This is a genomic window from Chelatococcus reniformis (assembly GCF_014640075.1).
Lineage (GTDB): Bacteria > Pseudomonadota > Alphaproteobacteria > Rhizobiales > Beijerinckiaceae > Camelimonas > Camelimonas reniformis.
In genome coordinates this window covers 452,525-474,528 of the sequence record NZ_BMGG01000004.1, presented here as the reverse complement: position 1 = coordinate 474,528, position 22,004 = coordinate 452,525, and the positions used below count along the sequence as shown (strand labels likewise).

The following is a 22,004-nucleotide window of genomic DNA, read 5'->3' as shown; positions in this document are numbered from 1 at the left end:
GTCTCGGACGAGGAAGGCGTTGGCGCGGCCGTTCGGCCGCGACATTGCCTAATGCGTCACGCGCCCTATCGTTCCCAATCCCCGCCACGCCTCACAGGTCGCGGTCGCCCTCCAGGTTGGTGATGACGCGGCGGTTCTGCGCCTTGCAGGAAATGTCCGCGCAATCGCGAACGATGCGCTCCTTTTCGCGCCCATAGGTCTTGGCGCGCAGGCGGCCGGGCGCCACGCCGTGAGCCGACAGGTAGGCCTTGACCGCATCGGCGCGGCGCAGGCCCAGCGCCCGGTTCTGCTCGTCCGAGCCCGGGTCGTCGGCGAAGCCCTGAATCTTGGCGTTCCAGCGCGGAAACTTGGCGAGCCACGCCGCCTGGTTGTCGAGCGTCACCCTCGCCGTGTCGTCGAGCTCGGCCGAGCCCTCCTTGAAGTACACCCGGCGGCCGACGTTGACGATGAAATCCTCGTTGCTGCCCGGCGGCACGTCGGCCCCGCTGCCGACCGGCGCGTTGGTGACGTTGGGGCTCGGGCCCACCGGGCCTCGCACGGCCTCGCTCGCACACCCCGCCAAGAGCAAGGCAGCCGTCAGCAGTGCCGCCTTGGCCGCCCATTTGCCGATTCGCATGAATGCCCCCGCACTCGAAGTCGCCGCACGGGCCGGTTCGCGCCGGCCGGCGGGCTATCCATTTGGAGCTCGCTCCGCCTCGTTCGTCCAGCAGCCATCGGCGCGGAAGCGACCCCCTCGTTCGGGCTCGCCCCTCGGCGATGGCGACTGTCTGGCGTGCTGCTCCGGCGTCAGGTCGCGTCGCCCGAGCCCAGGTGCTTCAGGACAAGCACCTTGGTTCCTTTCGGGCAGCGCTGGTAAAGATCGACGACGTCTTCAGGAAACATGCGGATGCAGCCGCTGGAGACGTCGCCACCGATCGACCACGGCTCGGTGGTGCCGTGCAGCCGATAGCCCAGGTCCCGGCCGTCGCGGTAGAGGTACAGGGCGCGCGGTCCGAGCGGGTTGTCGGGGCCGCCGGCCACGAAGGTCGGCAAGTCGGGACGGCGCTTCAGCATTTCCGGCGGCGGCACCCAGCTCGGCCAGATCTGCTTGCGGTCGACCTGCGCGCGGCCAAACCACTGGAACCCTTCCTTGCCGACCCCGACGCCGTAACGCAACGCCGTCTTGTTCTCGAAAATGATGTACATGAAGTGGTTGCGCGTATCGACAACGACGGTGCCCTGCGGCTCCTCGGAGTAGTATTTCACCAGCTGCCGACGCCACACCGGGTCTATCTTGCTGAAATTGGTCTTGCGATAATACTGGCCGTTGTCGGGGACATCGCCTTGGAAATAGGCGGCCGTCTGCTCCTGCTGGGCGAGGGCTGGCGCCGCGGCGCCCGCCACGGCTATCGCCGCGCCGCCCGCGACAAACTGCCTCCGGCTGATTGTCATGTCATCTCCCCCCGGGGTCGCGGGCGTCCGAGCAGAGACCCGAGCGTCGGCTCGCGCGCCCCCAATCCCGTCATCTTTACGGACACTTGGGGAAAGCCGTCAACTCGCAACGCCGCGCGGTTGGGCACGATGGCGGGCCGCTGCGGCGGCTTCGGCAGCGCTTATGATTATCTCCTGACGAAAGTTGACATTCGTCAGTCGTCACCTACGTTGCCGGGTGGGGAGCGCCGGGCGGGGGCAGCGGCGCAGTCCTCGCCCGACCGGAGATCTCGCACTCATGCGCCAGCCTCGCCCTGCCGCCCGGTATCCTGCCCGCGCGATGGCGCTCCTCGCACTCGCCGCCGCCCTCCCCCTCGCCGCCTGTAACGAGGAGGCGCCCGCCGAGGTCAAGCAGAACCGGCCGGTGCTGGTGGCCCCGGTGCGCTTCGAGAGCGAAACCCCGTCCCGCACGCTGGTGGCGACGATTCGCCCGCGCATCGAGAGCGACATCGGCTTTCGCCTGAACGGCAAGGTGGCCAGGCGCCTGGTCGAGATCGGCGACCGCGTGGCCGCTGGCCAGACGCTCGCGGTGCTGGACGATATCGACCTCAGGCTTCAGGCCGAGCAGGCCGAGGCCGAGCAGCGGGCGGCGCGGGGTGCCCTGGCCCAGGCCACCGCCGCCGAGCAGCGCGCGCTGGAGCTGCGCAAGAAGGGGTGGTCGACGGACGCCGTGCTCGATTCGAGCCACGCGGCAGCAGATGAGGCCCGCGGCCGCATCGCCCGCGCTGACCGTGCCGTCGAGCTCACCAAGAACAGCTTTTCCTACGCCAAGCTGACCGCCGACGCGGCGGGCATCGTCACCGCCGTTCTGGTCGAGCCGGGGCAGGTCGTGTCCGCGGGGCAGACGGCGATCCGCGTCGCCCGCACCGGCGAGAGGGAGGCCGTCGTCGCGGTGCCCGAGACGATGATCGAGCGGGCGCGCACCGGCAAAGCCGCGCTGGTGCTGTGGTCGAAGCCGGGCAAGTCCTACGAGGCCAAGCTCCGCGAACTGTCGCCCACCGCTGACGCCACCACCCGCACCTTTCTCGCCAAGTTCTCGCTGCCCAGCGTCGGCAACGATGCGGAGATCGGCATGACCGGCACGCTGTCGCTCGTTGATGCCAGTGCCGCGCGCGTCGCACGCTTGCCGCTGTCGGCGCTGTTCAACCAGAACGGCGGGCCGTCGGTCTACGTGGTCGATCCGGCGACCGGTGCGCTCACGCTGAAGCCGGTGGTGGTCAGGAGCTACGACAGCCGCGACGTCGTCGTTGCGGCGGGCGTCCAGGACGGCGACAAGGTGGTCGCCGTCGGCGTGCAGAAGCTCGACCCGGTCCAGAAGGTCCGGGTCGTCGACGCCCTCTCTTTCTGATCGCGAGGCGGGGGCCATGAAGAGCTTCAACCTGTCAGCCTGGGCGGTCCGCCACCAGGCGCTCATCCTGTTCCTGATCGTCATCCTCGGCGTCGGCGGCCTGATCTCGTACCAGCGCCTCGGCCGCGCCGAGGACCCTTCCTTCACCATCAAGGTGGTGGTGGTGACCGCCATCTGGCCGGGCGCCACGGCCCAGGAGATGCAGGACCAGGTCGCCGACCCGATCGAGAAGAAGCTGCAGGAGCTGCCCTACTTCGACAAGGTCATCACCTATGTGAAGCCGTCGTTCACGGCCATGCAGATGGCTTTCAAGGACACGACGCCGCCCAAGGAGGTGCCGGAGCTGTTCTACCAGCTGCGCAAGAAGCTGGACGACATCCGCGCCGGGCTGCCGGCGAACCTGATCGGCCCCAACGTCAACGACGAATACGGCGACGTCGATTCGATCCTCTACATGCTCACCGGCGGCGGCGCCGACTATGCTCAGCTCAAGAAGGTGGCCGAGGGCCTGCGCCAGCGCCTGCTCAAGGTGCCCGACGTCACCAAGGTCAACCTCTACGGGGTGCAGGACCAGAAGATCTACGTCGAGTTCTCCCACGCCAAGCTCGCTACGCTCGGCCTCACGCCGCAGGCGCTGTTCGACAGCCTGGCCAAGCAGAATGCCGTGGTGCCGGCCGGTGTGGTGGAGACCGACGCCCAGCGCGTGCCGCTGCGCGTCAGCGGCGCGCTCGATGGCGCCAAGGCTGTCGCGGAAACGCCGGTGGAGGCGAACGGCCGCGTGTTCCGCCTCGGCGACATCGCCACCGTGACCCGTGGCTTCGAGGACCCGACCGACTATGTGGTGCGTCAGCGCGGGGAGCCGGCGCTGGGCATCGGCGTGGTGATGGCCAGGGGCGCCAATATTCTCGATCTCGGCAAGGCGGTGGCGGCGGCGACCGCGGAATTCATGGCCGCCGTGCCGCAGGGCATCGATATCGAGCAGGTGGCCGATCAGCCGCTGGTCGTCGACCACGCGGTCGGCGAGTTCGTGCGCTCCTTCATGGAAGCGCTCGGCATCGTGCTCGTCGTGAGCTTCATCTCGCTCGGCTGGCGCACCGGCATCGTCGTCGCCCTGTCGGTGCCGCTGGTGCTCGCCATCGTCTTCATCGTCATGGCGGCCATGGGGCTCGACCTGCACCGCATCACGCTGGGCGCGCTGATCATCGCGCTGGGCCTGCTGGTCGACGACGCCATCATCGCCGTCGAGATGATGGTGGTGAAGATGGAACAGGGCATGGACCGCATGAAGGCGGCCGCCTTCGCCTGGACCTCGACCGCCTTCCCGATGCTCACCGGCACATTGGTGACGGCCGCAGGCTTCCTGCCGATCGGCTTCAACAACTCGGCCACGGGCGAATATGCCGGCGGCATCTTCTGGGTGGTGGCGATCGCGCTGGTCGCGTCATGGATCGTCGCCGTCACCTTCACGCCCTACCTCGGCGTCAAGCTGCTGCCCAAGCTGGCCAAGGGGCACGCCCACGGCGATCCGCACGCGATCTACGAGACGCGGCTGTACCGGATGCTGCGCGCTGTCGTCACCTGGTGCGTGCGCCACCGCATCGTCGTCGTGGTCTCCACGGTCGCCGTCTTCGCGTTGTCGATCGTCGGCTTCGGCCACGTCCAGCAGCAGTTCTTCCCGCTGTCGGAGCGGCCGGAGCTATTCTTCCAGATGCGGCTCCCCGAGGGTACCGGCATCGGCGCCACCACGGCGGCGGCCAAGAAGGGCGAGAAGCTGCTCGAGGGCGATGCCGACATCGCCACCTTCACCACGTATATCGGCCAAGGCAGCCCGCGCTTCTGGCTCGGCCTCAATCCGCAGCTGCCGAACGAGGCCTTCACCGAGATCGTCATCGTCGCCAAGGACGTGGAGGGGCGCGAGCGCATCAAGGCGCGGCTGGAGAAGGCCGTCGCGGACGGCGCCCTTTCCGAGGCACGCGTGCGCGTCGACCGCTTCAACTTCGGCCCGCCGGTCGGCTTTCCCGTGCAGTTCCGCGTGATCGGCCCCGACACCGGCGAGGTGCGCCGCGTCGCTTACGAGGTCCGCGACGTGATGCGCGCCAACGACAAGATCCTCGACCCTCACCTCGACTGGAACGAGCAGACCCCCAACGTCACCCTTGAGGTCGATCAGGAGCGCGCCCGGGCGCTCGGGCTGACGCCGCAGGACATGGCGCAGGCGCTCCAGACCCTGATCTCGGGGGCGAGCGTCACCACGGTCCGCGACGGCATCGAGAAGGTCGAGGTGGTGGCCCGGACGGTGCCGGAGGAGCGGCTCGACCTCGGCCGCATCGCCGACCTCACCATCGTCTCGCGCAATGGCGTCGTCGTGCCCTTGTCCCAGGTGGCGCGGCTCGGCTACGGTCACGAGGAGCCGATCCTGTGGCGGCGCAACCGCGACATGGTCGCCACCGTGCGGGCCGATATCGTCGACGGCGTGCAGGCGCCCGACGTCACCAACGCGATCTGGCCGAAGCTCCAGGATATCCGCGACAAGCTGAAGCCCGGCTACCGCATCGAGATCGGCGGCGCCATCGAGGAATCGGAGAAGGGCAACGCCTCGCTGGCCAAGCTGATGCCGCTCATGATCATCGTCATGCTGACGTTGCTGATGATTCAGCTGCAGAACTTCTCGCGGTTGATACTCGTGTTCATGACGGCGCCGCTCGGCATCGTCGGTGCCTCGCTCGGGCTCAACGTCGCCCAGCAGCCGTTCGGCTTCGTCGCGCTGCTCGGGCTCATCGCGCTGGCCGGCATGATCATGCGCAATAGCGTCATCCTCGTCGATCAGATCGAGCATGACGTGGCGGAGGGCGCGACGCGGCGGCACGCGATCGTGGAGGCTACCGTGCGCCGGGCGCGTCCCGTGGTGCTGACGGCGCTCGCGGCCATCCTGGCCATGATCCCGCTGTCGCGCTCTGCCTTCTGGGGGCCGATGGCGACCACCATCATGGGCGGCCTGTTCGTGGCGACCTTCCTGACCCTGCTGTTCCTGCCGGCGCTCTACGCCCTGTGGTTCCGTCGCTCGCTCGACACCGCCGAGGGCCGGACGACGACCGACGGGCGGCCCGGAGATGGCGGGCTGCGGCAGGTGCCGCCGCCGCTGCCGCTGGCGGCCGAATAAAGGCCCCTAGCGGCACCGCGCGCTCCGATCGGGGGCGGCGCGCTGCAGCCGGGCGCCGGCGGCGATCACGTTTGCGCGGCGGGCATGCCAAAACGCCGCTCGCACAGGGCGTTGATCTGGTAGAATGACGGATCGAAGAGCAGGCCATGCCAAGTGGCCGCCGAGTTGGGACTGAGAGGTTTGACCGACACCGCGTTTCATATCCCTGACGGCGCCGCCGGCCCGGAGCTGGATGTGCGCACGCGCGTGGTCACGGAGGCCGAGCGGCTGTTCCGCGACATCGGCTACCAGAAGACCACGGTGGCCGACATCGCGCGCGCGCTGAAGATGAGTCCGGCCAACGTGTATCGCTTCTTCGATTCCAAGAAGGCGATCAACGAGGCCGTCGCGATCCGCGTCATGGGCGAGATTGAGGATGCGCTGAGCGCTGTCGCGAACGGACCGGGCTCGGCACGCCAACGGCTGCGCGCCTTCCTGCTCGCCAATCATGCCATGAGCGCCGAGCTGTTCACCGGCGACGTCAAGCTGCACGAGATGGTCGAAGTGGCCATGAGCGAAAGCTGGGCGGCGATCAAGGCGCACGTCGACCGCGTGCGGGAGATGGTCGAGCGCATGATCGCCGACGGCTGCGCCGCCGGCGAGTTCACCACGCCCGACACGCACGTCGCCAGCCACTGCGTCATGACCGCCTGGGTCCGCTTCTGCCATCCGCAGTTGATCGCGCAATTCGTCGAGAAGCCCGAGCCAACCCGAGAGCAGATGGTCGAGTTCGTCCTCGCCGCGATCGAGAACCGGCCTGCGCCGGCACGCTGAGCCCGGTCCCGCCCCCGATTTGCCCCGCCATTGCCTCACCGCCGCGTGGCATCGCGATTCGTGCTCCCGCTCCCTCTTGCAGCAGGACCGCCGATCGCGCATTCAGCACGATGGCGTAACGACGGAGGCGGCCAATGGCTTATCGCTCAAGCTGGATGACGGAGGAACTGGACAGCTTCCGCACGCAATTTCGCCGCTACCTGCAGGCCGAGCTTGCGCCCCACGCGGCGCGCTGGCGCGAGGCCAAGCTGGTCGACCGCCGGGCCTGGCGCGGCCTCGGCGAAATGGGCGCCCTGCTGAGCAGCGTCCCAGAACAGTATGGCGGCATGGGCGGTACCTTCGCCTTCGAAGCGGCGGTGCTGGAGGAGCTCGAGGTCCATCTGCCGGAGATGAGCACCAGCGTCTCCGTGCACAGCGCCATCGTCGCCCACTACATCCTTGCCTACGGCTCGGAGGAGCAGCGCCAGCGCTGGCTGCCGAAGATGGCGACGGGCGAGTTCATCGGCGCCGTCGCCATGACCGAGCCGGGCACCGGCTCGGATCTCCAGAACGTCCGCACCACGGCGCGCAAGGACGGCTCGTCCTACGTCATCAACGGTTCCAAGACCTTCATCACCAACGGCCAGAACGCCGATCTGATCGTCGTCGTGGCCAAGACCGATCCCAACCTGGGCGCCAAGGGCATGTCGCTCCTGGTGCTGGAAGCGGAGGGCAACGACGGCTTTCGGCGCGGCCGCAACCTGGACAAGATCGGCCTCAACGCCTCCGACACCTCCGAGCTGTTCTTCGACAACGCGGTGGTGCCGGCCGAGAACCTCCTCGGCGACCAGGAAGGCCAGGGCTTCTACCAGCTCATGCAGCAACTGCCGCAGGAGCGCCTGGCCCTGTCGTTGCAGGCCGTGGCGGCGATCGAGCACGCCGTCGACATCACCGTCGACTACACCAAGGATCGCAAGGCCTTCGGGCAGCCGCTGATCGCCTTCCAGAACTCGGCCTTCAAGCTGGCCGAGCGCAAGACCGAGGCGGTCATCGCCCGTGTCTTCATCGACCATTGCGTCGAGCGGCTGATCGCCGGCGACCTCGACGCCGTCACGGCCTCCATGGCCAAATGGTGGACCACTCAGAAACAGAACGAGACGGTGGACGAGTGCCTCCAGCTGCATGGCGGCTACGGCTTCATGCAGGAATACCCCATTGGCCGCATGTTCGTCGACGCCCGCGTCCAGAAGATCTACGGCGGCACCAACGAGATCATGAAGGTGCTGATCTCCCGCTCGCTGTGAGTCGCGGTCTGCGACCGCGCCCGCGGCATCACGGCCCGTCTCGGCCGTGATCGACGGGCGCCCCGGGTGTGCCGGTGCGCGCGAGCGCGGCCGCCCGCCGGCGGGTGCCGACGGGATGGGAAATCTGCTCTTCTTCTTGTGATATCAGTCGGTCGCCCCGCCACCCATGTCGGCCGACCCGTCACTTGACGGGCGCGCCGCGAGCGCCGGGCGAGCCGGATCGCGAGGGCCTCGCGCCACCCGCCGTCTTGGTCCTTTGGCCAATTTGCCGAGCCTCACCGCAATCTTTATAAAAAACAAAAAAGCTCAAACCGTGTGCGAGACATGGATATCGAACGGAGCCAATTGGGAGGTGTACGTACCGAGAGCCTTGCTCTTCAGGCCTACTGGTACTTTCGCCGGCAGCTGATGGCCGGCCGGTACAAGCCGGGCGAGAAGATCAAGCTCAAGGACGTCAGCGAGGAGCTCGGCATCAGCGCCACGCCCATCCGCGAGGCGCTGGGGCGGCTCGTGTCCGAACAGGCGTTGTTCCAGATCGATCGCCGCTCCGTCCGCGTGCCCGTCATGGACGCGGAGCGCTACCGGGAGATCAGCGACATCCGCATCCTGCTCGAGGGCGAGGGGGCGGAGCGCGCGGCGTTGCGGTCCACCGACGGCGAGATCGATCAGCTCGAGGCCATCCACGAGCGTCTCTGCGTCGCCAACGACGAGGGCCGCGCAGGCGACATGATGGCCGAGAACGAGCGCTTCCATCAGGCCTTGTGCAGCATGGCCCACATGCCAGTGCTGCTGCGCGTGATCGAGAACCTGTGGCTGCAGTGCGGGCCGACCATGAACGCCTTTCGGGACTACCCGCCCCGCGCGCCCCGCGCCAAGCACGCGCACCTCAAGATCATCGCCGCCGTGCGGGCGCATGACGGCCCGGCGGCTCGCGAAGCCCTCGCCGTCGACATCAGCTACAGCGTCAACCGCATCGTCAGCTATCTCGCCGAGGAGGCGCGCCGCCACGACGCACCGACGCCCGAGCGCTCTCCGATGACCAACGGTGCCGGCCCCTGACCGGCCGGCGCGGGGCGTTGCTCGGCGGCGACGCCGGGGGCGCTGCACCGGCGATGATCAGGTTTGAGCCCGTTCCTCAGGCCAACGATGATCATGGCGGCGTTGACGCCCGGCGCTTTGCAGCTCGTAGATCTCCGACACGCAGCGCCAGCGCATCTGGCCACGCAGGTGGCTCTGCAGCATCAGGCTGGCGATCTCATAGATAGGGGTAAAGGAAATCGATTTGTCCACCGTCGCCACGAAGATGCGCACGGCGAAGACGCTGTAGAGTAAGAGTATCGGGATGAAGATGAAGAGGAGCCGTGGCGCAGTCGATCTGAGGCGCGTATAACGCACATTGCGCAAAGACGAATACGTAACGTAGGCCGTAGAGCGTATCGTCGGTCGGATTGGCGTATAGCTCGCCGATCACGCGGACGCCGAAACCGTGTCCACTCCTGTCGTTGCCTGGGTCGTTCGGGTTCAGCTTGATGTACTGGTAGTTGAGCCGATGCAGGCGGCGGGGTGGATGTCCGGCTCGGTCCACTCATATCCGATGACGCCCGAGGTGCCCGGCTGATTGCGGGTGATCTTCTCGCCGTTGGTGGTGTGCTCGAAGGTGTCGATCTGCCCCTGGCCGCGCACGCGCCAGCCGGACGTCTGCTCCAGGTCGCCGGTCAGCGCTGCCGTGACGGACGTGTCGACGGCGATGATCGAGCCGCTGGACCGGGCCGGCGTCGAATTCTAACCCGCAGATCAGTCGTGGCATCGGTCGACACGGCCCCCGCGGCCATGGCGGCCACGACGAGCGGCCGCCGCCCGACATCCGGCCCCCGACTCCAGCGGCGCGCCAGCGTTCGCGCACGCGGGTCTGCTATGTCAGAGCCTGATCCATCGTCGGGTCCCTTCGCGAGATCCGGCAGCGATGCAGGCTGCCCGGCTTCGTATCGGGTGACCCGGAATGGTTAGTCGGGCGTAAAAGCGCCCGTTTGCAGCGGGTTCTGGCCGCGGGAGCGCGCCAGCGCGACCTCGGCCTTCGCCGTCAGCGCCGCCGGAACTGGCCGCCCCGCGGCGGCGGACGACCGGGCCCCGACGAGCGCTCATCCTTGTGGCGATAGACGAGGCGCGCCTTTTCAAGGTCGTAAGGCGACATCTCCACGGTGACCCGGTCGCCGGCCAGGGTCTTGATGCGGTTGCGCTTCATGCGCCCCGCCGTATAGGCGACCACCTCGTGCCCGCTCTCCAGCTGAACGCGGAAGCGGGCGTCCGGCAGGATTTCGGTCACAAGGCCTTCGAATTCGATCAACTCTTCTTTCGCCATGCCAAACTCGCAAGTGGGAGGGCACGCAGAGAGCCGCTCCGGGTAGCGATGCGCTTGCCCAAGCCAATCGCGTCAAGTCGCTCGTCTCGACGGGTCATTGCGGCAGGCGGCATCTGTCGGGCTGCCTCCCTGACGGGGACGCCCACGAACCGCCGCTTAGAGCACGTTTCGGGACGATCTTAAACCCAGACCTGCGGCCACTGAGATATGGGGCGGCAAGGCTGGGATCAAGGGAACAGAGCCGGGCGTGAAGCCCCCCGATTTCGTCGTTTCCCCGCCGGGAGAGGTGCTCCCGGCTTCGGAAAATCGGAGCACCATCGATCGCGGCAGATCACAAATGAATCGCGCGGCCTTGGATGAGGCCGCGCGTCGGAGAACCGGATTTGGTGAGGCTCACGCTGCCTTGAGGTTGGCGGCGGCCTGCTTGCCCGTGCGTCGGTCCGTCTCGATCTCGTACGAAATCTTCTGCCCCTCGACCAGACCGCGCAAGCCCGAACGCTCGACTGCGGTCACGTGCACGAACACGTCCTTCCCACCGGCATCCGGCTGAATGAAGCCGTAGCCCTTTTGATCATTGAACCACTTGACGGTTCCCGTCTCCATGGAATGTCCTTTCTGACGGTTTACGCGTACGACCGAGGACGCCGAACGGGCGCCTGAAGCCGCATATCTCGATGTTTGGGGATAGAAGGAACGCGCGCCTCTCGAGGCTACTCGGCCCAGTCGTCCGGCCAAATGTCGATCGCTGTCAGATACTTCCGAAATGCGTCCAATGCAAGGCGCGGACACCGGCCTACAGCCGCAGCCGCGTGCCGCCGCGGCTGCACGCGGCTGCAGCGGAGCCGGAACCAGGGTTGTGCGCGCGCGTTAGAGCCCTTGCGCCACCATGCCGATCACCACCGCCAACCTGCCGCGGCACACTTGGAGTTACCCCCGTGAGCTGCGAACGGACACGTGCCGATCGACTGCTATCCGCCGCCTCTCCCCTCGCCGAGTCTGCAGCCATCGTGGCGATTCCCGTGCGCAACGAAGCTGAGCTGCTGCCGGCCTGTCTCGACGCATTGTTCGCCCAGCGCGACGCGCATGGCCGGCCCCTGCCGCCCGGCTCCTTCGGCATCCTGCTGCTGCTGAACAACTGCGGCGACGCGAGCGCGTCGGTGGCCGCGCGTTATGCACGCGCCGCCTCGCGCCCCGTCCGCATCGTCGATGTCCGGCTGCCGCCGGCGATGGCGCATGCCGGAGCGGCCCGGCGAGCGGCCATGGATCTGGCGGGCGCCTGGCTCACCGCGGCGGGCCAGGGGAGCGGCGCGATCCTGACGACAGACGCCGACAGCCGCGTGCCCGCCACGTGGATCGACGCCAATCTGGCCATCCTGGCCGGGGGCGTCGACGCCGTGGCCGGGCTCGTCGCGCTCGCTGCACCCGACGAGGCCGGCCTGGGGGAGCAGCTGAGGCGGCGCGGGGGCCTGGAACAAAGCTACCAAGCCCTGCTCATGGAGGCTGCGGCGCGGCTCGATCCCTTGCCTCATGATCCCTGGCCGAACCATTGGACCGCATCGGGCGCCACGATCGCCGTGAGGCGCGCCGCCTACGCGGCGATCGGCGGCATTCCCATGCTGCCGGCCGGCGAAGACCGTGCTCTCGTCACTGCGCTCGTGGCGCACGGCTTCGCGGTCCGGCACGAGCCGTCGATCGTCGTCACCACCTCCGGCCGGCTCGCCGGGCGCGCCAGCGGCGGCGTGGCCGATACCCTGCGCCTGCGGCGGGAACGGCCGGACAGTCCCTGCGACCCCAGGCTTGAGCCGGTCGCCTCGGCCCTTGGCCGCTACCGGACGCGCAACCGGCTGCGGAGACTGCACGATGCCAAGCGGGCCGTGAGCCTGGTCGCGGCGCTGCGCGAACTGGGCATGGCGCCGGCCGGCGCCGCTGCCGCGGCACGCCTTCCCCACTTCGAAGCGGCCTGGACCATGGCCGAGGTCGCGAGCCCTGCGCTGGCCTATCGACCGCTCGCGCCGGCCGAATTGCCGGTCGCCATCGCCCATGCCGAGATCGCGCTTGCCGGACTGCGCCGCTTGCGACCGGCGATCGGCTGGGGCGGAGCCTGACCCGCCTAATCCGGCCCCTGCTTGCCGGCGCTCCGTCAGCGCACCCGGGCAACCATGTCCAATCTGTAGGCGTCGGTCCGCCGTTGCAGCAGCACCTCTGCCACCGGCGCCATGCGAGCCATGACCAACTCCGCGGCCGCATCGCCTGAGAGCGGATAATCGGTCTTGCCCAGCCAGTGCACCAGCAGCAGATGACCGCCGTGCTCCAGGCCGTCGACCAGACGCGCGCACAGGTGTTCGACATCGGCGGCGGCGAGATAGTAGACCACCTCGGACAGCACGATCAGGTCGAAGGTCTCGTTGGGCCACTGCCCGGGCACCGCGCGACGAGCGAAGCGGACGTGCTGCAGGTCCGCGCATCGCTGCCGTGCCGCGACGAGGGGCTCCTCGGCGATGTCGACCGCCAGCAGGCGGTCGCAGCGCCTGGCCAGACCCGCTGTCAGCACGCCGATCGAGCAGCCGACCTCGAAAGCGTTGCGGTAGCGCGGGTGCGGCAGGGCGGCGAGGGTCGCAGCGTATTTGTCCCGCTCGTAGTCGCTGGTGGCGAACGACCAGGGGTCGGGATCGGTGCCGTACAGCGCGCGGAAATAGGCCGCGCCCAGGCTGGCCGCTGGCCTCATGCGCTGATCTCCAGAAACACCTCGTGCGGCCGTTCGACATGGACGAGCAGATCCGCCTCGAGGCGGAACGCGTCGGGGTCATCGACAATGATTCGCCCGTGCTGCGAGTGATGGGCTGCGATGGCGGCATGCTTCGCCGCCTGGTAGGGCCCGATATCGATGCGGAAGCCGGCCAGCGGCCCCTTGTCCAGCTCTGTGGACCTGGGCAGCGTCCAGCCCCAGACCGGGTAGGCGAGCAGCCGTCCTGGCCGCATACGCATGGCGAGCTCGACGATGGCAAAGGAGGCCTGGTGGTCGCGATGGGGATCGTGATGCCAGGCGGCGCAAATGGCGGAGGCACCGATACCGTCGGCGATGTCGGCGACGGCGCGCCCCGCGCGGCTGGCCTCGGGCCCGGCGCTCGGCACGAACTGGTCTGGCAGGGCGAGGAAATGGACGGCGCGCGGCGGCACTCCCAGCTGCTCCACGGCAGCCAGCGTCTCGGTCTCACGCAATCGCCGCAACCGGGTGCGGGGATGGCTGCGCGAGGCCGGGTGCGAAGCGGATCCGTCACTGACGACGATGATGGCGACGGGGCGCCCCTCGGCGGTGCATCGCGCGAGCGTGCCGCCGCAGCCGATGCTCTCGTCGTCGGGGTGAGGCGCCACGACCACGAGCCCGCCGGATCCGAAGGCATCAAGCCCCCGCACCGGCAGCTCGGTCACCTGACGCAGGAATGTTCCCAGCTTCAACGCCGCCCTCCTCTCGCAAGGCTAAATAGCCTGCTTGGAAACGACATCTGGTCCGCTCACACGAGCGTCCGCCAGAGATCGCAACTCGGCGCGGAATTAGCAAGGACGTGGGCCGCGGCGACGGCCAGAGCGCGATCGGGCGCCGGCTGTCTCAGGTAGGTGGCAAGGTCTCGGGCAACCCGCTCGACCGGGTGCGTCCGCAGGAAGCCGGACAGGCCGATGGAGCGCGCCACGCCCTCCATGACGTCGAGCCCTGCGCGCTCCACGGCCGTACGCGCCAGGCCGGTATAGGCGACGACCTCATCCGCGTTCCCGGCCGCACCCGGCCGAAGCGCCATGTCGGCGGCCCGTTCGACCCACAGCCGCGCCGTCTCGACCGCGACGGCCGCCTGGCCGGTGCGCGCCAACTGATATGCGTCGTCGCCGCGGCCGGCGGCGCACAGGTGGTGCCGCAACTCGTCGAGCAGCCGGTCCATGCCGCCGAGCTGGACCGCGAGGAAGCGCCAGGCGCCTCCCGAGAAAGCCGGCTCGCGGTGGTAGTCGCCCTTGGCCCCGATGATGTCGCCGCCCTCCACGGCAAGTCCGGTGAAATCGTAGCGGCCGGTAGCGGAGGCGCGCATGCCATGGGCGCGCCAGGTGCCAACGTCGGCCCGCGCGGGATTACCATCGAGCTGCGGCATCACCATCAGGATCTCCCCCGCGGAGGTCGCGGCGGTGATGAGCGGCCGCGCCACGTAGCCGGCGCCCGAGGCAAAGGTCTTGGCGCCGTCGAGGACGATGCGATTGCCGCGCGCCAGCAGCCGCACCCCGCTCTCGGGCGACTGGGTGTTCCACACCCCGAACAGCCGGCCACGGGCGGCCTCGTCGGCGAACCGTCCCAGTTGGCCGGGTGTCCCGTAGGTGGCGACGAGCTGTATGGCGTTGACATGGCCTTCGAACAGGCGGCCCACGGCGAGGTTGCCCCAGCCGATCAGCGCCAGGACGACGGCCCCCTCCCGCCCTGCCGCAGCGGTGGTGGCAAGCCCCACACCGCCGCAGGCGGCGGGCAGCGGCGCCTGCAGCAGGCCGAGGCCTGCCAGCTCGGCCATATCCTCTGCGGGGAACGCATCGTCCGTGTCGAGCGCCACGGCTCGCTCGCGCGAGCGCAATGCGAAACCGCGCGCTTCGTCGATGAGGCGACGGAGATCGGTAACCTGCGATGGGGAAGCGGTGGCAGCGCGCAGCATGGAATGCGAAAGCGGCGCTGCCAACCTTTGTTCCCGGCCGCGGCCTCGCTGATCGTCGGGCGAAGGTTCTCTACGTCGGCGGCCGGGCGAGCGGAGCAAGCTGATGTGCCAGAGCGTTCTTCACCGGTTCCGGCGAGATCGAGCAGATGCCCCCGAATGGCTCGCCCATATCGAGGATCAGCGCCATGGCGCCGGCCACCGACAGGGAGCACACGAACATCGTCGCCACGGTGAGGCCGTTGCGGGGCGAGAACAGGCCGAAACTGGCGAAGGTCAGGGTGATCCAGATGGTCAGCACGACGATCACGATCGGCGTCGCCGTGCTGCTGTTGCCGACGACGACCCGCCAGCGCATCTCGACGAGGTGGCGATAGAGGTCGATCGCCGAGCTCTTAATGGACTGCTGCCGCTCGTCCATGGGGGCCATTGCGCGGATGTCGCGGGCGACCTGCCCCAACAATGCGTAGGACCTGGGGTCGTCGATCCGGATCCGGGCGGGATCGTCGGGCCAAGTGTCGTCCAGGGATTGCCGGGTATAGGCGATGAGCTCGCCGCGAGCGGCGTCGGCCTCGGGACCGAAGCGGCGGAAGGCGCTGTCGAGCATGACGATGTAGGTCGAGAACTGGCGGATATTCTGGTTGGTCTCGTCGAACGAGCCCTTCACCGACGAGACCAGCAGTCCCAGCATGAGAGACGTCATGGCCGCCACCATGCCGACGGCGAGTTTCACCACGTCCCGCGTATCGGCGGAGCGATGGTGCGGACGCAGGCGCTTGCCATAGATGATGGCGAGCATGGCGCCCCCGAACACTGCGGCGAAGACGAAGAGCCCGATCACAAACGCCAGGTCCACCATGCGGCGTGCTCCGCCCCCTCGCCCGCTGATGCCGGTTTGTCGGGGAGATCTATGGCCCGGTCAACCCGAGCCTTGAGCGACGGTCGGGCGGCCCGCCCCTCTATGCAATCGGCGCGCACGGCTCTAACTGGTCAGGGACGACGGGTGCCCCATGTCCGACCGCCTTCCCCTCTCGCCCACTCCGGCGCCGCCGCCCTCCCGCCCGCAGCGTCCGTTCGGCCTGCACTTGCGCATCGACTTTGCCGGGGCCGCGCCGCAGGCGCGCATCGGCCCGGGCAAGATCGCGCTCATGGAAGCGGTGGGCCGCACCGGCTCGATTTCGGCCGCGGGGCGATCGCTCGGCATGTCGTACCGGCGCGCCTGGCTGCTGATCGACGCGGTCAATCACCTGTTCGATCGTCCGCTGGTCGAGGCCATCGTCGGTGGCCGCTCGGGTGGCGGCGCGCGGCTCACCCCGCTCGGGGAGGACCTCGTGGCGGCCTATCGGTCGCTGGAAGCCAAGACGATGCGACAGGCCGACGCCGACCTGAAGGCCTTTACGGCGCGCGTGATGGCGAGCGCCGCCGAGGACGCGCACGACTAGAGCATTTCCGCGTGTGTTCGAATCGCCGAAGCGCTCAATCTGTTTGATTTATCGCGTTTTCTTCACGCAAACCGGCGTCCACTTCGCTCGAAAACGCGCTAGAACGGGATGATTTGCTCTGAATCATCCCGCTCTAATCTTTGTGTTGAGCATGATCTTCTTCAAAAGCCGGCGTCCCCTGTTTGGGATCATGCTTTATGCAGCGCCAGTCACGGGTCACCCCGCGCCGCGCGGTGCCGGCTCGTCCTCATATTCGTCATGGCGGCGCACGAAGTTCATGGTCGAACCCTCGTTGCGCCCTTTGGGAGCCCGATCGAGGATCATCAACGTGCCGATCAACTGTTCGGGGCCGCGCGCATAGCTGGAATAGGTGTGAAACACCTCGCCGGTTTCGTCCTTGTAAAAGGCGCTGAGGCCGGGCAGTTCATCAGGGCAGCCGTCCGCCGGGATGCGGGTAAAATTGTAATCGACGGCATCGCTCTTCAGCTCGTCTTCCGTGAACGACACATGGAAGTCGAAGTTGAAGTCGCTGCCGTTCGACGACACCCACGGAACCTGCCAGCCCATGCGACGCTTGTAGGCCTCGATCCTGGCGAGGGGCGCCCGCGACGCCGCCACGAGCGTCACATCGTGATGATTGAGATGGGGCAAGGCGCCGTCGAGATGGTCGGTGAGGAAGGAGCAGCCCGGACAGCCCGCCTCCCACTCCGGTCCGAGCATGAAATGGTAGACGATCAGCTGGCTGCGGCCATCGAAGAGATCGGCCAGCGTCTTGGGACCGGCCGGCGTATCGAACCGATAGGCCTTCTCCAGCCTCACCCAGGGCAGCGCCAGCCGCTCGGCGTTCACGGCATCGCGCAGCCGTGTCTCCTCCTTCTCTCGCAGCAGCAGGGCGCGGCGGGCCTCGGTCCATTCTTCCCGTGAGACGATGGTATGGTTCTGCATCGGTCAACTCCATGCGGGGTTAGCGGACCCATAGGACGTGCGACCAGCGCCGCTCCCGACACGTCGCCGCCTCCCGGCCGCTCATCAGCGGACGCCAGGTCGGGCCAGCCCCGGGGGCGCGCAGCCTACGCTCCCCCGGCTGCCTCGACCATCGCCCCAGATGCGTCTTCCCTCAGCCGATCAGCGGCCGCTCGTCGATCGCCACCGTCTTGATCAGCGCATACACCGGCTTGCCAGGCGCCAGCGCCAGCTCATCGACGGCCTTGCGCGTGGCGGAGGCCGTCAGCAGGCCGTCGCCGGCAAGCGCGATGCGGACAGCGACGAGGGCGGGCCCCTGCGGCTCGATCGCGGCCACGTGGCCGGCGAGCACATTGCGGATGCTGACCTGAACGGGTCGCGCCGTCGCGAGGCTCACGTCGGTGGCGTGGATGATGACACGCACCGGCTTGCCCGGCGGCGCGAGCTCGGCGGGCAGGCTGAGCGTGCCTGCCGGGTGATGCAATGCCGTCAGCCCATAGGCCGCGTCGACTTCGCCCAGCGTGACGTCGAGAACGGTCGCCTGGGCGAAGCGGTCGCCGGGGTCGGCGAGCCCGAGGGTCTGCTGCGGGGAGCCGACAGCGACGACACGGCCGGCGTCGAGCAGCACCACGGTCTGGGCGAGCCGCGCCACCTCGGCCATGGCATGGCTGACATAGACGATCGGCGTGCCGAACTCGTCGCGCAGGCGCTCGATCAGCGGCAGGATCTCGGCCTTGCGGGCGTCGTCGAGGGAGGCCAGCGGCTCATCCATCAGCAGCAGGTGCGGGCAGGCGAGCAGGGCGCGGCCGATGGCGACGCGCTGGCGCTCGCCACCGGAGAGGCGCGGCGTGCGCCGCGCCAGCAGGTGGCCGACACCGAGTGTCTCGACCACCGCATCGAAGCCGACGCGACGGGCGGCGCGCGGTGCGAAGACGCGGCCGAACAGCAGGTTCTGCCTGACGGTCAGGTGGGGGAACAGCTGTGCGTCCTGGAACACCAGCCCGATGCGGCGTCGGTGCTTGGGCACGAAGATGCCCCGCTCGGTATCGACCAGGACATGGGCTGGGCCGAGCGCGATGCGGCCCCGGTCGGGCCGGTCGAGCCCCGCGATGAGCCGCACCAGCGTCGACTTGCCGGAGCCGGAGCGGCCGGAGAGCGCGACGATCCCCGGCCCGCCGGCGAACTTCGCCACCAGATGGAAGGCGCCCAGGCGCTTGTCCACATCGATCGAGATCATCGCAATCGTGTCATGCGTGCTGCGACACGCGCCGCGCCGCGCCGCGCTGCACCAACTCCGCCGCCACCAGCGCCGCGACGGCGATCATAATGGCGATGACCGTGAGCCGCATAGCCTCGGCGTCGCCGTTCGGCACCTGGGTCGCCGTGTAGATCGCCGCCGAGATCGTCTGGGTCTCGCCGGGAATATTGGAGACGAAGGTGATGGTGGCGCCGAATTCGCCCAGTGCCCGGGCGAAGCAGAGGATGGCGCCGACGATGACGCCGGGCAGCGCCAGCGGCAGCGTCACCGCGAAGAACGTGACGACCGGCCCGGCGCCCAGCGTCCCGGCGGCATCCTCGAGACGCCGGTCGATCGCCTCGAAAGCGAGACGGATGGCGCGCACGCTGAGCGGCAGGCCCATGATGGCGCAGGCGAGCGCCGCCCCTGTCCAGCGGAACGAGAAGACGATGCCGAAGTGCTCTGCGAGGAAGGCGCCGACCGGGGCTCGCCGACCGAAGGTGATGAGCAGCAGGTAGCCGGTGACCACCGGCGGCAGCACCAGCGGCAGGTGGATCACCGCATCGAGCAGGGTCTTGCCGGGAAAGCGGCCGCGGGCCAGCAGGTAGGCGAGCAGCACGGCGATCGGCAGGCTGGCGAGTGTCGCCCAACCGGCGACCCGCAGGCTGAGGTGAATGGCAGTCCATTCGGCAGGCGAAAGCGCATACATCACCCGGACGCTCCGATGTCGCGCCTCAATAGTTCATGGATGGCCGGGTCAAGCCCGGCCACGACGCTGGACAGTCAGGCGTCCCATCCCAACCGCGTCATGGCCGGGCTTGACCCGGTCACCCATCCCACGGGACGACTCGTCCCAGTCAAGCTGCTTTGCCGCAGATGGCGATCTGGCCGCACAGCACAAAGCCGTATGTGCCGAAGATCGCCGCCGCCGCGGGCCCGTGCAGGAAGGCGAGGAAGGCGCCCGCATCCGGATTGGCGGACGCAGCGAGTTGCGCGACGGGATAGACAATCGGCAGGTGGCTGGTCGCCGGGAAGGTGGCGAGCACCTTGACCTTGGGCTCGACCTTGGCGTCGGTGCCGTAGACGATGCCGGCCTTTGCCTCACCGCGGGCGACCAGGGCCAGCGTGGAGCGCACGCTCTCGCTCTGGGCGAGCTTGTCCTTCACCTTCTCCCAGATGCCCAGCGCCGTCAGGGCCTGCTCGGCGTAGCGCCCGGCGGGAACCGAGCGCACGTCGCCGATGGCGAGGCGCCCATCCCCGAGGAGCCCGGCGAGATCGGCGCCCTTGTCGAGCTTGAGGCCCGCGCTGGTGTCTGCCGGCGCCACCAACACGAGGCTGTTGCCCAAGAGGTTGGCGCGGGATCCCGTCTTCAGCAGCTTGCGCTGGTCCACGTAGTCCATCCACTCCAGGTCGGCGCTGACGAAGATGTCGGCCGGCGCGCCCTGCTCGATCTGCTTGGCCAGGGGGCCGGATGCGGCGAACGACAGCGTCGCCCGCTTGCCCGTGTCCTTCTCCCATCTGGCGGCAATGTCGCTCAGCGCGTTCTTGAGCGAGGCGGCGGCGAAGACGAGCACCGGCTTGTCCTCGGCCAGTGCGGGAGGCGGCGCCAGCGCGGCACCGGTGACGAGCGTGAGGGCAACGGCCGCGGTTCTCGAACGGATGCGCATGCTGGGCTCCGGCGGTTTTCGCTATGTATAACTGGATATAGCGCGGGCTCGACCGCGGCAAGGTCCCGGTGGCGAGCATGCTCCGTCGCCGCCCGTTTTCGGCGCCCGCCCACCGAGCAACAGCACGAATTCCGGCGTCGGCCTGTGACGGCCGCCCGTCGCTTGACAGGGCTTGGGCCGACGCTTCAGATTTGTTTGTACGCAAACAACTCGCGGCGGACGGTCCGATTGCGGCCAACGGGTCGGACCGCCGCTTGATCGTCCCGTCACGTGCGCTGTTCCTCCGCTCGGCTCCGCCGAGATCGAGGCGGCCTTTGGCGCGAGGTCTGGTGCAAGCCCGGGGCCTCGCGGGCGTCGGCCTGATCCACGGCGTCGCGCTGCACCCGCAGGGCGAGACGCGCGCGGAGGGCTGCGGGCTGACGGCGCTTGAACATGATCAGCAGCCCGGCATGGACGGGATCGATTCTCGCGCGTTAGAGCAGAGTCGGCGCGTTGCGCCATTTACCGGGAGCCCGCTCCATGCCTGACGTCATCATCCGCAAAAGCGTGCTGCACGTGGAGGAGATCTTCCACGAAGGTGGCCCCGTCGCCCCCGAGCCGCTGCGCCGGGCCGCCCTCCTGACGGTCATCCGCAATCCGTTCGCCGGCCGCTACGTCGAAGAGATCCAAGGCTTCATGGCCGACCTGAAGCCGCTCGGCCTGTCCATGGCCCGCGACCTGCTGGGCGCCCTCGGTGACGATCCGGCTGCGATCGAAGGCTACGGCAAGGGCGCCATCGTCGGCGCCGCCGGCGAGTTGGAGCACGGCGCGCTGTGGCACGAGCCCGGCGGCTACGCCATGCGCGAGGTGCTGGGCAAGGCCAAGGCGATCGTCCCCTCCGCCAAGAAGGTCGGCGCCCCCGGCGCCCGCCTCGACGTGCCGATCACCCACATCAACGCCTCCTACGTGCGCAGCCATTTCGACGCCATGGAGGTCGGCGTCAGCGACGCCCCGCGCGCTGACGAATTGCTGCTGGCGCTGGTGATGACCACCGGTCCGCGCATCCACGCCCGGGCCGGCGGCCTCGCGGCGACGGATATCCGGGGCGAGGACGGGCTGCGATGAGCCGGGTCGGCCTCGGCACGGCGGCGCCGCTCGCCGGCGCGACGGCGGCCGCCGCCGCGCCGACCTATCGCCTCGACGACCAGACGGGCTTTCTGTTGCGGCAGGCCAACCAGCGTCACGCCGCGATCTTTGCCGAAGGGATCGGCTGCGACCTCACGCAGACCCAGTGGGCGGCCGTATCGAAGCTGGCCGAGACCGGCCCGGTGTCCCAAAACCGGCTCGGCCGCATGACCGCCATGGATGCCGCCACGATCAAGGGCGTGATCGACCGGCTGCGGCTGCGCGGCCTGATCGAGAGCCGGGCGGACCGAAACGACGGCCGCCGCCTGCTGGTCGGCCTCACCGAAGCCGGCCGCGCGTTGGTGACGGCGACGGTGCCGCACGCCCTGGCGGTCACCGAGGCCACCCTGGTGCCGCTGACGGCCGACGAGCGCCGGATGCTCGCCGCGCTGTTGCGCAAGCTCGCGTAGGCGCGCGCC

The 22,004-nt window shown here is 68.7% G+C and carries 23 protein-coding genes; 10 read left to right on the top strand and 13 right to left on the bottom strand.

Going from position 1 to position 22,004, the window contains the following annotated elements; genetic code table 11:
- Positions 1 to 91: 91 nt before the first annotated feature.
- Complete coding sequence (locus tag IEW34_RS13195; protein WP_188609645.1) at positions 92 to 616, bottom strand: OmpA family protein; 525 nt, start codon at positions 614 to 616, stop codon at positions 92 to 94.
- Between the two features lie 170 nt (positions 617 to 786).
- On the bottom strand, positions 787 to 1,431 hold the full coding sequence (locus IEW34_RS13190; RefSeq protein WP_188609644.1) for a L,D-transpeptidase: 645 nt from the start codon (positions 1,429 to 1,431) through the stop codon (positions 787 to 789).
- Between the two features lie 277 nt (positions 1,432 to 1,708).
- On the opposite strand from IEW34_RS13190, the gene IEW34_RS13185 reads away from it, so the two are divergent.
- From IEW34_RS13185 to IEW34_RS13165, 5 genes are all read left to right on the top strand, one after another.
- Entirely contained in the window at positions 1,709 to 2,818 is a 1,110-nt protein-coding gene (locus IEW34_RS13185) for an efflux RND transporter periplasmic adaptor subunit (protein WP_188609643.1), read from the top strand.
- 16 nt (positions 2,819 to 2,834) lie between these two features.
- The gene (locus tag IEW34_RS13180; protein WP_188609642.1) at positions 2,835 to 5,978 is read left to right on the top strand and encodes an efflux RND transporter permease subunit; all 3,144 of its coding nucleotides are present in this window, start codon (positions 2,835 to 2,837) and stop codon (positions 5,976 to 5,978) included.
- 180 nt (positions 5,979 to 6,158) lie between these two features.
- On the top strand, positions 6,159 to 6,791 hold the full coding sequence (locus IEW34_RS13175) for a TetR/AcrR family transcriptional regulator (protein ID WP_244641953.1): 633 nt from the start codon (positions 6,159 to 6,161) through the stop codon (positions 6,789 to 6,791).
- Positions 6,792 to 6,925: 134 nt separating this feature from the next.
- Positions 6,926 to 8,074 carry an acyl-CoA dehydrogenase family protein gene (locus tag IEW34_RS13170; protein ID WP_188609641.1) on the top strand — a complete coding sequence of 383 codons (1,149 nt, stop codon included), beginning with the start codon at positions 6,926 to 6,928 and terminating at the stop codon, positions 8,072 to 8,074.
- A 324-nt stretch (positions 8,075 to 8,398) separates the two neighbouring features.
- Positions 8,399 to 9,133, top strand: a complete 735-nt coding sequence (locus IEW34_RS13165) for a GntR family transcriptional regulator (RefSeq protein ID WP_188609640.1) — start codon at positions 8,399 to 8,401, stop codon at positions 9,131 to 9,133.
- A 57-nt stretch (positions 9,134 to 9,190) separates the two neighbouring features.
- On the opposite strand, the gene IEW34_RS13160 is transcribed toward IEW34_RS13165, so the two are convergent.
- On the bottom strand, positions 9,191 to 9,385 hold the full coding sequence (locus IEW34_RS13160) for a hypothetical protein (RefSeq protein WP_188609639.1): 195 nt from the start codon (positions 9,383 to 9,385) through the stop codon (positions 9,191 to 9,193).
- Positions 9,386 to 9,692: 307 nt separating this feature from the next.
- On the opposite strand from IEW34_RS13160, the gene IEW34_RS13155 reads away from it, so the two are divergent.
- Complete coding sequence (locus IEW34_RS13155) at positions 9,693 to 9,860, top strand: hypothetical protein (protein ID WP_188609638.1); 168 nt, start codon at positions 9,693 to 9,695, stop codon at positions 9,858 to 9,860.
- A gap of 294 nt (positions 9,861 to 10,154) precedes the next feature.
- On the opposite strand, the gene infA is transcribed toward IEW34_RS13155, so the two are convergent.
- Together infA and IEW34_RS13145 are read right to left on the bottom strand one after the other, a co-directional pair.
- Positions 10,155 to 10,433, bottom strand: a complete 279-nt coding sequence (infA, locus tag IEW34_RS13150) for a translation initiation factor IF-1 (protein WP_188609637.1) — start codon at positions 10,431 to 10,433, stop codon at positions 10,155 to 10,157.
- Between the two features lie 393 nt (positions 10,434 to 10,826).
- A complete protein-coding gene (locus IEW34_RS13145) occupies positions 10,827 to 11,036 on the bottom strand; it encodes a cold-shock protein (protein WP_188609636.1) in 210 nt (69 codons plus the stop codon).
- Positions 11,037 to 11,452: 416 nt separating this feature from the next.
- Here IEW34_RS13145 and IEW34_RS13140 point away from each other — a divergent pair, with 416 nt between their 5' ends.
- Positions 11,453 to 12,538: a glycosyltransferase family protein gene (locus IEW34_RS13140; RefSeq protein WP_188609635.1), complete on the top strand. Its 1,086-nt coding sequence runs from the start codon at positions 11,453 to 11,455 to the stop codon at positions 12,536 to 12,538.
- 35 nt (positions 12,539 to 12,573) lie between these two features.
- On the opposite strand, the gene IEW34_RS13135 is transcribed toward IEW34_RS13140, so the two are convergent.
- From IEW34_RS13135 to IEW34_RS13120, 4 genes are all read right to left on the bottom strand, one after another.
- Positions 12,574 to 13,158: an SAM-dependent methyltransferase gene (locus tag IEW34_RS13135; RefSeq protein WP_188609634.1), complete on the bottom strand. Its 585-nt coding sequence runs from the start codon at positions 13,156 to 13,158 to the stop codon at positions 12,574 to 12,576.
- A complete protein-coding gene (locus IEW34_RS13130; protein ID WP_188609633.1) occupies positions 13,155 to 13,889 on the bottom strand; it encodes a PIG-L deacetylase family protein in 735 nt (244 codons plus the stop codon). Before IEW34_RS13130 ends, IEW34_RS13135 begins: the two co-directional genes overlap by 4 nt.
- 56 nt (positions 13,890 to 13,945) lie before the next feature.
- A complete protein-coding gene (locus IEW34_RS13125; RefSeq protein ID WP_280516287.1) occupies positions 13,946 to 15,115 on the bottom strand; it encodes an acyl-CoA dehydrogenase family protein in 1,170 nt (389 codons plus the stop codon).
- 70 nt (positions 15,116 to 15,185) lie between these two features.
- A complete protein-coding gene (locus IEW34_RS13120; RefSeq protein WP_188609631.1) occupies positions 15,186 to 15,971 on the bottom strand; it encodes a bestrophin-like domain in 786 nt (261 codons plus the stop codon).
- A gap of 151 nt (positions 15,972 to 16,122) precedes the next feature.
- On the opposite strand from IEW34_RS13120, the gene IEW34_RS13115 reads away from it, so the two are divergent.
- The gene (locus tag IEW34_RS13115; protein ID WP_188609630.1) at positions 16,123 to 16,554 is read left to right on the top strand and encodes a winged helix-turn-helix domain-containing protein; all 432 of its coding nucleotides are present in this window, start codon (positions 16,123 to 16,125) and stop codon (positions 16,552 to 16,554) included.
- A 216-nt stretch (positions 16,555 to 16,770) separates the two neighbouring features.
- Here IEW34_RS13115 and IEW34_RS13110 read toward each other — a convergent pair whose 3' ends face one another.
- The 4 genes from IEW34_RS13110 to modA form a co-directional block, all read right to left on the bottom strand.
- Positions 16,771 to 17,499, bottom strand: a complete 729-nt coding sequence (locus tag IEW34_RS13110) for a DUF899 domain-containing protein (RefSeq protein ID WP_188609629.1) — start codon at positions 17,497 to 17,499, stop codon at positions 16,771 to 16,773.
- Positions 17,500 to 17,671: 172 nt separating this feature from the next.
- Complete coding sequence (gene modC / locus IEW34_RS13105) at positions 17,672 to 18,754, bottom strand: molybdenum ABC transporter ATP-binding protein (RefSeq protein WP_188609628.1); 1,083 nt, start codon at positions 18,752 to 18,754, stop codon at positions 17,672 to 17,674.
- Between the two features lie 10 nt (positions 18,755 to 18,764).
- Positions 18,765 to 19,463, bottom strand: a complete 699-nt coding sequence (gene modB / locus IEW34_RS13100; RefSeq protein ID WP_188609627.1) for a molybdate ABC transporter permease subunit — start codon at positions 19,461 to 19,463, stop codon at positions 18,765 to 18,767.
- A 148-nt stretch (positions 19,464 to 19,611) separates the two neighbouring features.
- On the bottom strand, positions 19,612 to 20,421 hold the full coding sequence (gene modA / locus IEW34_RS13095) for a molybdate ABC transporter substrate-binding protein (RefSeq protein WP_188609626.1): 810 nt from the start codon (positions 20,419 to 20,421) through the stop codon (positions 19,612 to 19,614).
- A 519-nt stretch (positions 20,422 to 20,940) separates the two neighbouring features.
- Between modA and IEW34_RS13090 the strand changes: the two genes are divergently transcribed.
- Positions 20,941 to 21,525 carry an amino acid synthesis family protein gene (locus IEW34_RS13090; protein WP_188609625.1) on the top strand — a complete coding sequence of 195 codons (585 nt, stop codon included), beginning with the start codon at positions 20,941 to 20,943 and terminating at the stop codon, positions 21,523 to 21,525.
- Positions 21,522 to 21,995: a MarR family winged helix-turn-helix transcriptional regulator gene (locus IEW34_RS13085; RefSeq protein WP_188609624.1), complete on the top strand. Its 474-nt coding sequence runs from the start codon at positions 21,522 to 21,524 to the stop codon at positions 21,993 to 21,995. Before IEW34_RS13090 ends, IEW34_RS13085 begins: the two co-directional genes overlap by 4 nt.
- Positions 21,996 to 22,004: the final 9 nt, after the last annotated feature.

What these genes read in the sequence shown, in the direction of transcription:
- IEW34_RS13165 (WP_188609640.1), top strand. Translation starts at nt 8,399, where the DNA reads ATGGATATCGAACGGAGCCAATTGGGAGGTGTACGTACCGAGAGCCTT.
- IEW34_RS13170 (WP_188609641.1), top strand. Translation starts at nt 6,926, where the DNA reads ATGGCTTATCGCTCAAGCTGGATGACGGAGGAACTGGACAGCTTCCGC.
- IEW34_RS13195 (WP_188609645.1), bottom strand. Translation starts at nt 616, where the DNA reads ATGCGAATCGGCAAATGGGCGGCCAAGGCGGCACTGCTGACGGCTGCC.
- IEW34_RS13115 (WP_188609630.1), top strand. Translation starts at nt 16,123, where the DNA reads ATGTCCGACCGCCTTCCCCTCTCGCCCACTCCGGCGCCGCCGCCCTCC.
- modB (WP_188609627.1), bottom strand. Translation starts at nt 19,463, where the DNA reads ATGTATGCGCTTTCGCCTGCCGAATGGACTGCCATTCACCTCAGCCTG.
- infA (WP_188609637.1), bottom strand. Translation starts at nt 10,433, where the DNA reads ATGGCGAAAGAAGAGTTGATCGAATTCGAAGGCCTTGTGACCGAAATC.
- IEW34_RS13135 (WP_188609634.1), bottom strand. Translation starts at nt 13,158, where the DNA reads ATGAGGCCAGCGGCCAGCCTGGGCGCGGCCTATTTCCGCGCGCTGTAC.
- IEW34_RS13125 (WP_280516287.1), bottom strand. Translation starts at nt 15,115, where the DNA reads ATGCTGCGCGCTGCCACCGCTTCCCCATCGCAGGTTACCGATCTCCGT.
- IEW34_RS13120 (WP_188609631.1), bottom strand. Translation starts at nt 15,971, where the DNA reads ATGGTGGACCTGGCGTTTGTGATCGGGCTCTTCGTCTTCGCCGCAGTG.
- modC (WP_188609628.1), bottom strand. Translation starts at nt 18,754, where the DNA reads ATGATCTCGATCGATGTGGACAAGCGCCTGGGCGCCTTCCATCTGGTG.
- IEW34_RS13090 (WP_188609625.1), top strand. Translation starts at nt 20,941, where the DNA reads ATGCCTGACGTCATCATCCGCAAAAGCGTGCTGCACGTGGAGGAGATC.
- IEW34_RS13085 (WP_188609624.1), top strand. Translation starts at nt 21,522, where the DNA reads ATGAGCCGGGTCGGCCTCGGCACGGCGGCGCCGCTCGCCGGCGCGACG.
- IEW34_RS13145 (WP_188609636.1), bottom strand. Translation starts at nt 11,036, where the DNA reads ATGGAGACGGGAACCGTCAAGTGGTTCAATGATCAAAAGGGCTACGGC.
- IEW34_RS13190 (WP_188609644.1), bottom strand. Translation starts at nt 1,431, where the DNA reads ATGACAATCAGCCGGAGGCAGTTTGTCGCGGGCGGCGCGGCGATAGCC.
- modA (WP_188609626.1), bottom strand. Translation starts at nt 20,421, where the DNA reads ATGCGCATCCGTTCGAGAACCGCGGCCGTTGCCCTCACGCTCGTCACC.
- IEW34_RS13185 (WP_188609643.1), top strand. Translation starts at nt 1,709, where the DNA reads ATGCGCCAGCCTCGCCCTGCCGCCCGGTATCCTGCCCGCGCGATGGCG.
- IEW34_RS13110 (WP_188609629.1), bottom strand. Translation starts at nt 17,499, where the DNA reads ATGCAGAACCATACCATCGTCTCACGGGAAGAATGGACCGAGGCCCGC.
- IEW34_RS13180 (WP_188609642.1), top strand. Translation starts at nt 2,835, where the DNA reads ATGAAGAGCTTCAACCTGTCAGCCTGGGCGGTCCGCCACCAGGCGCTC.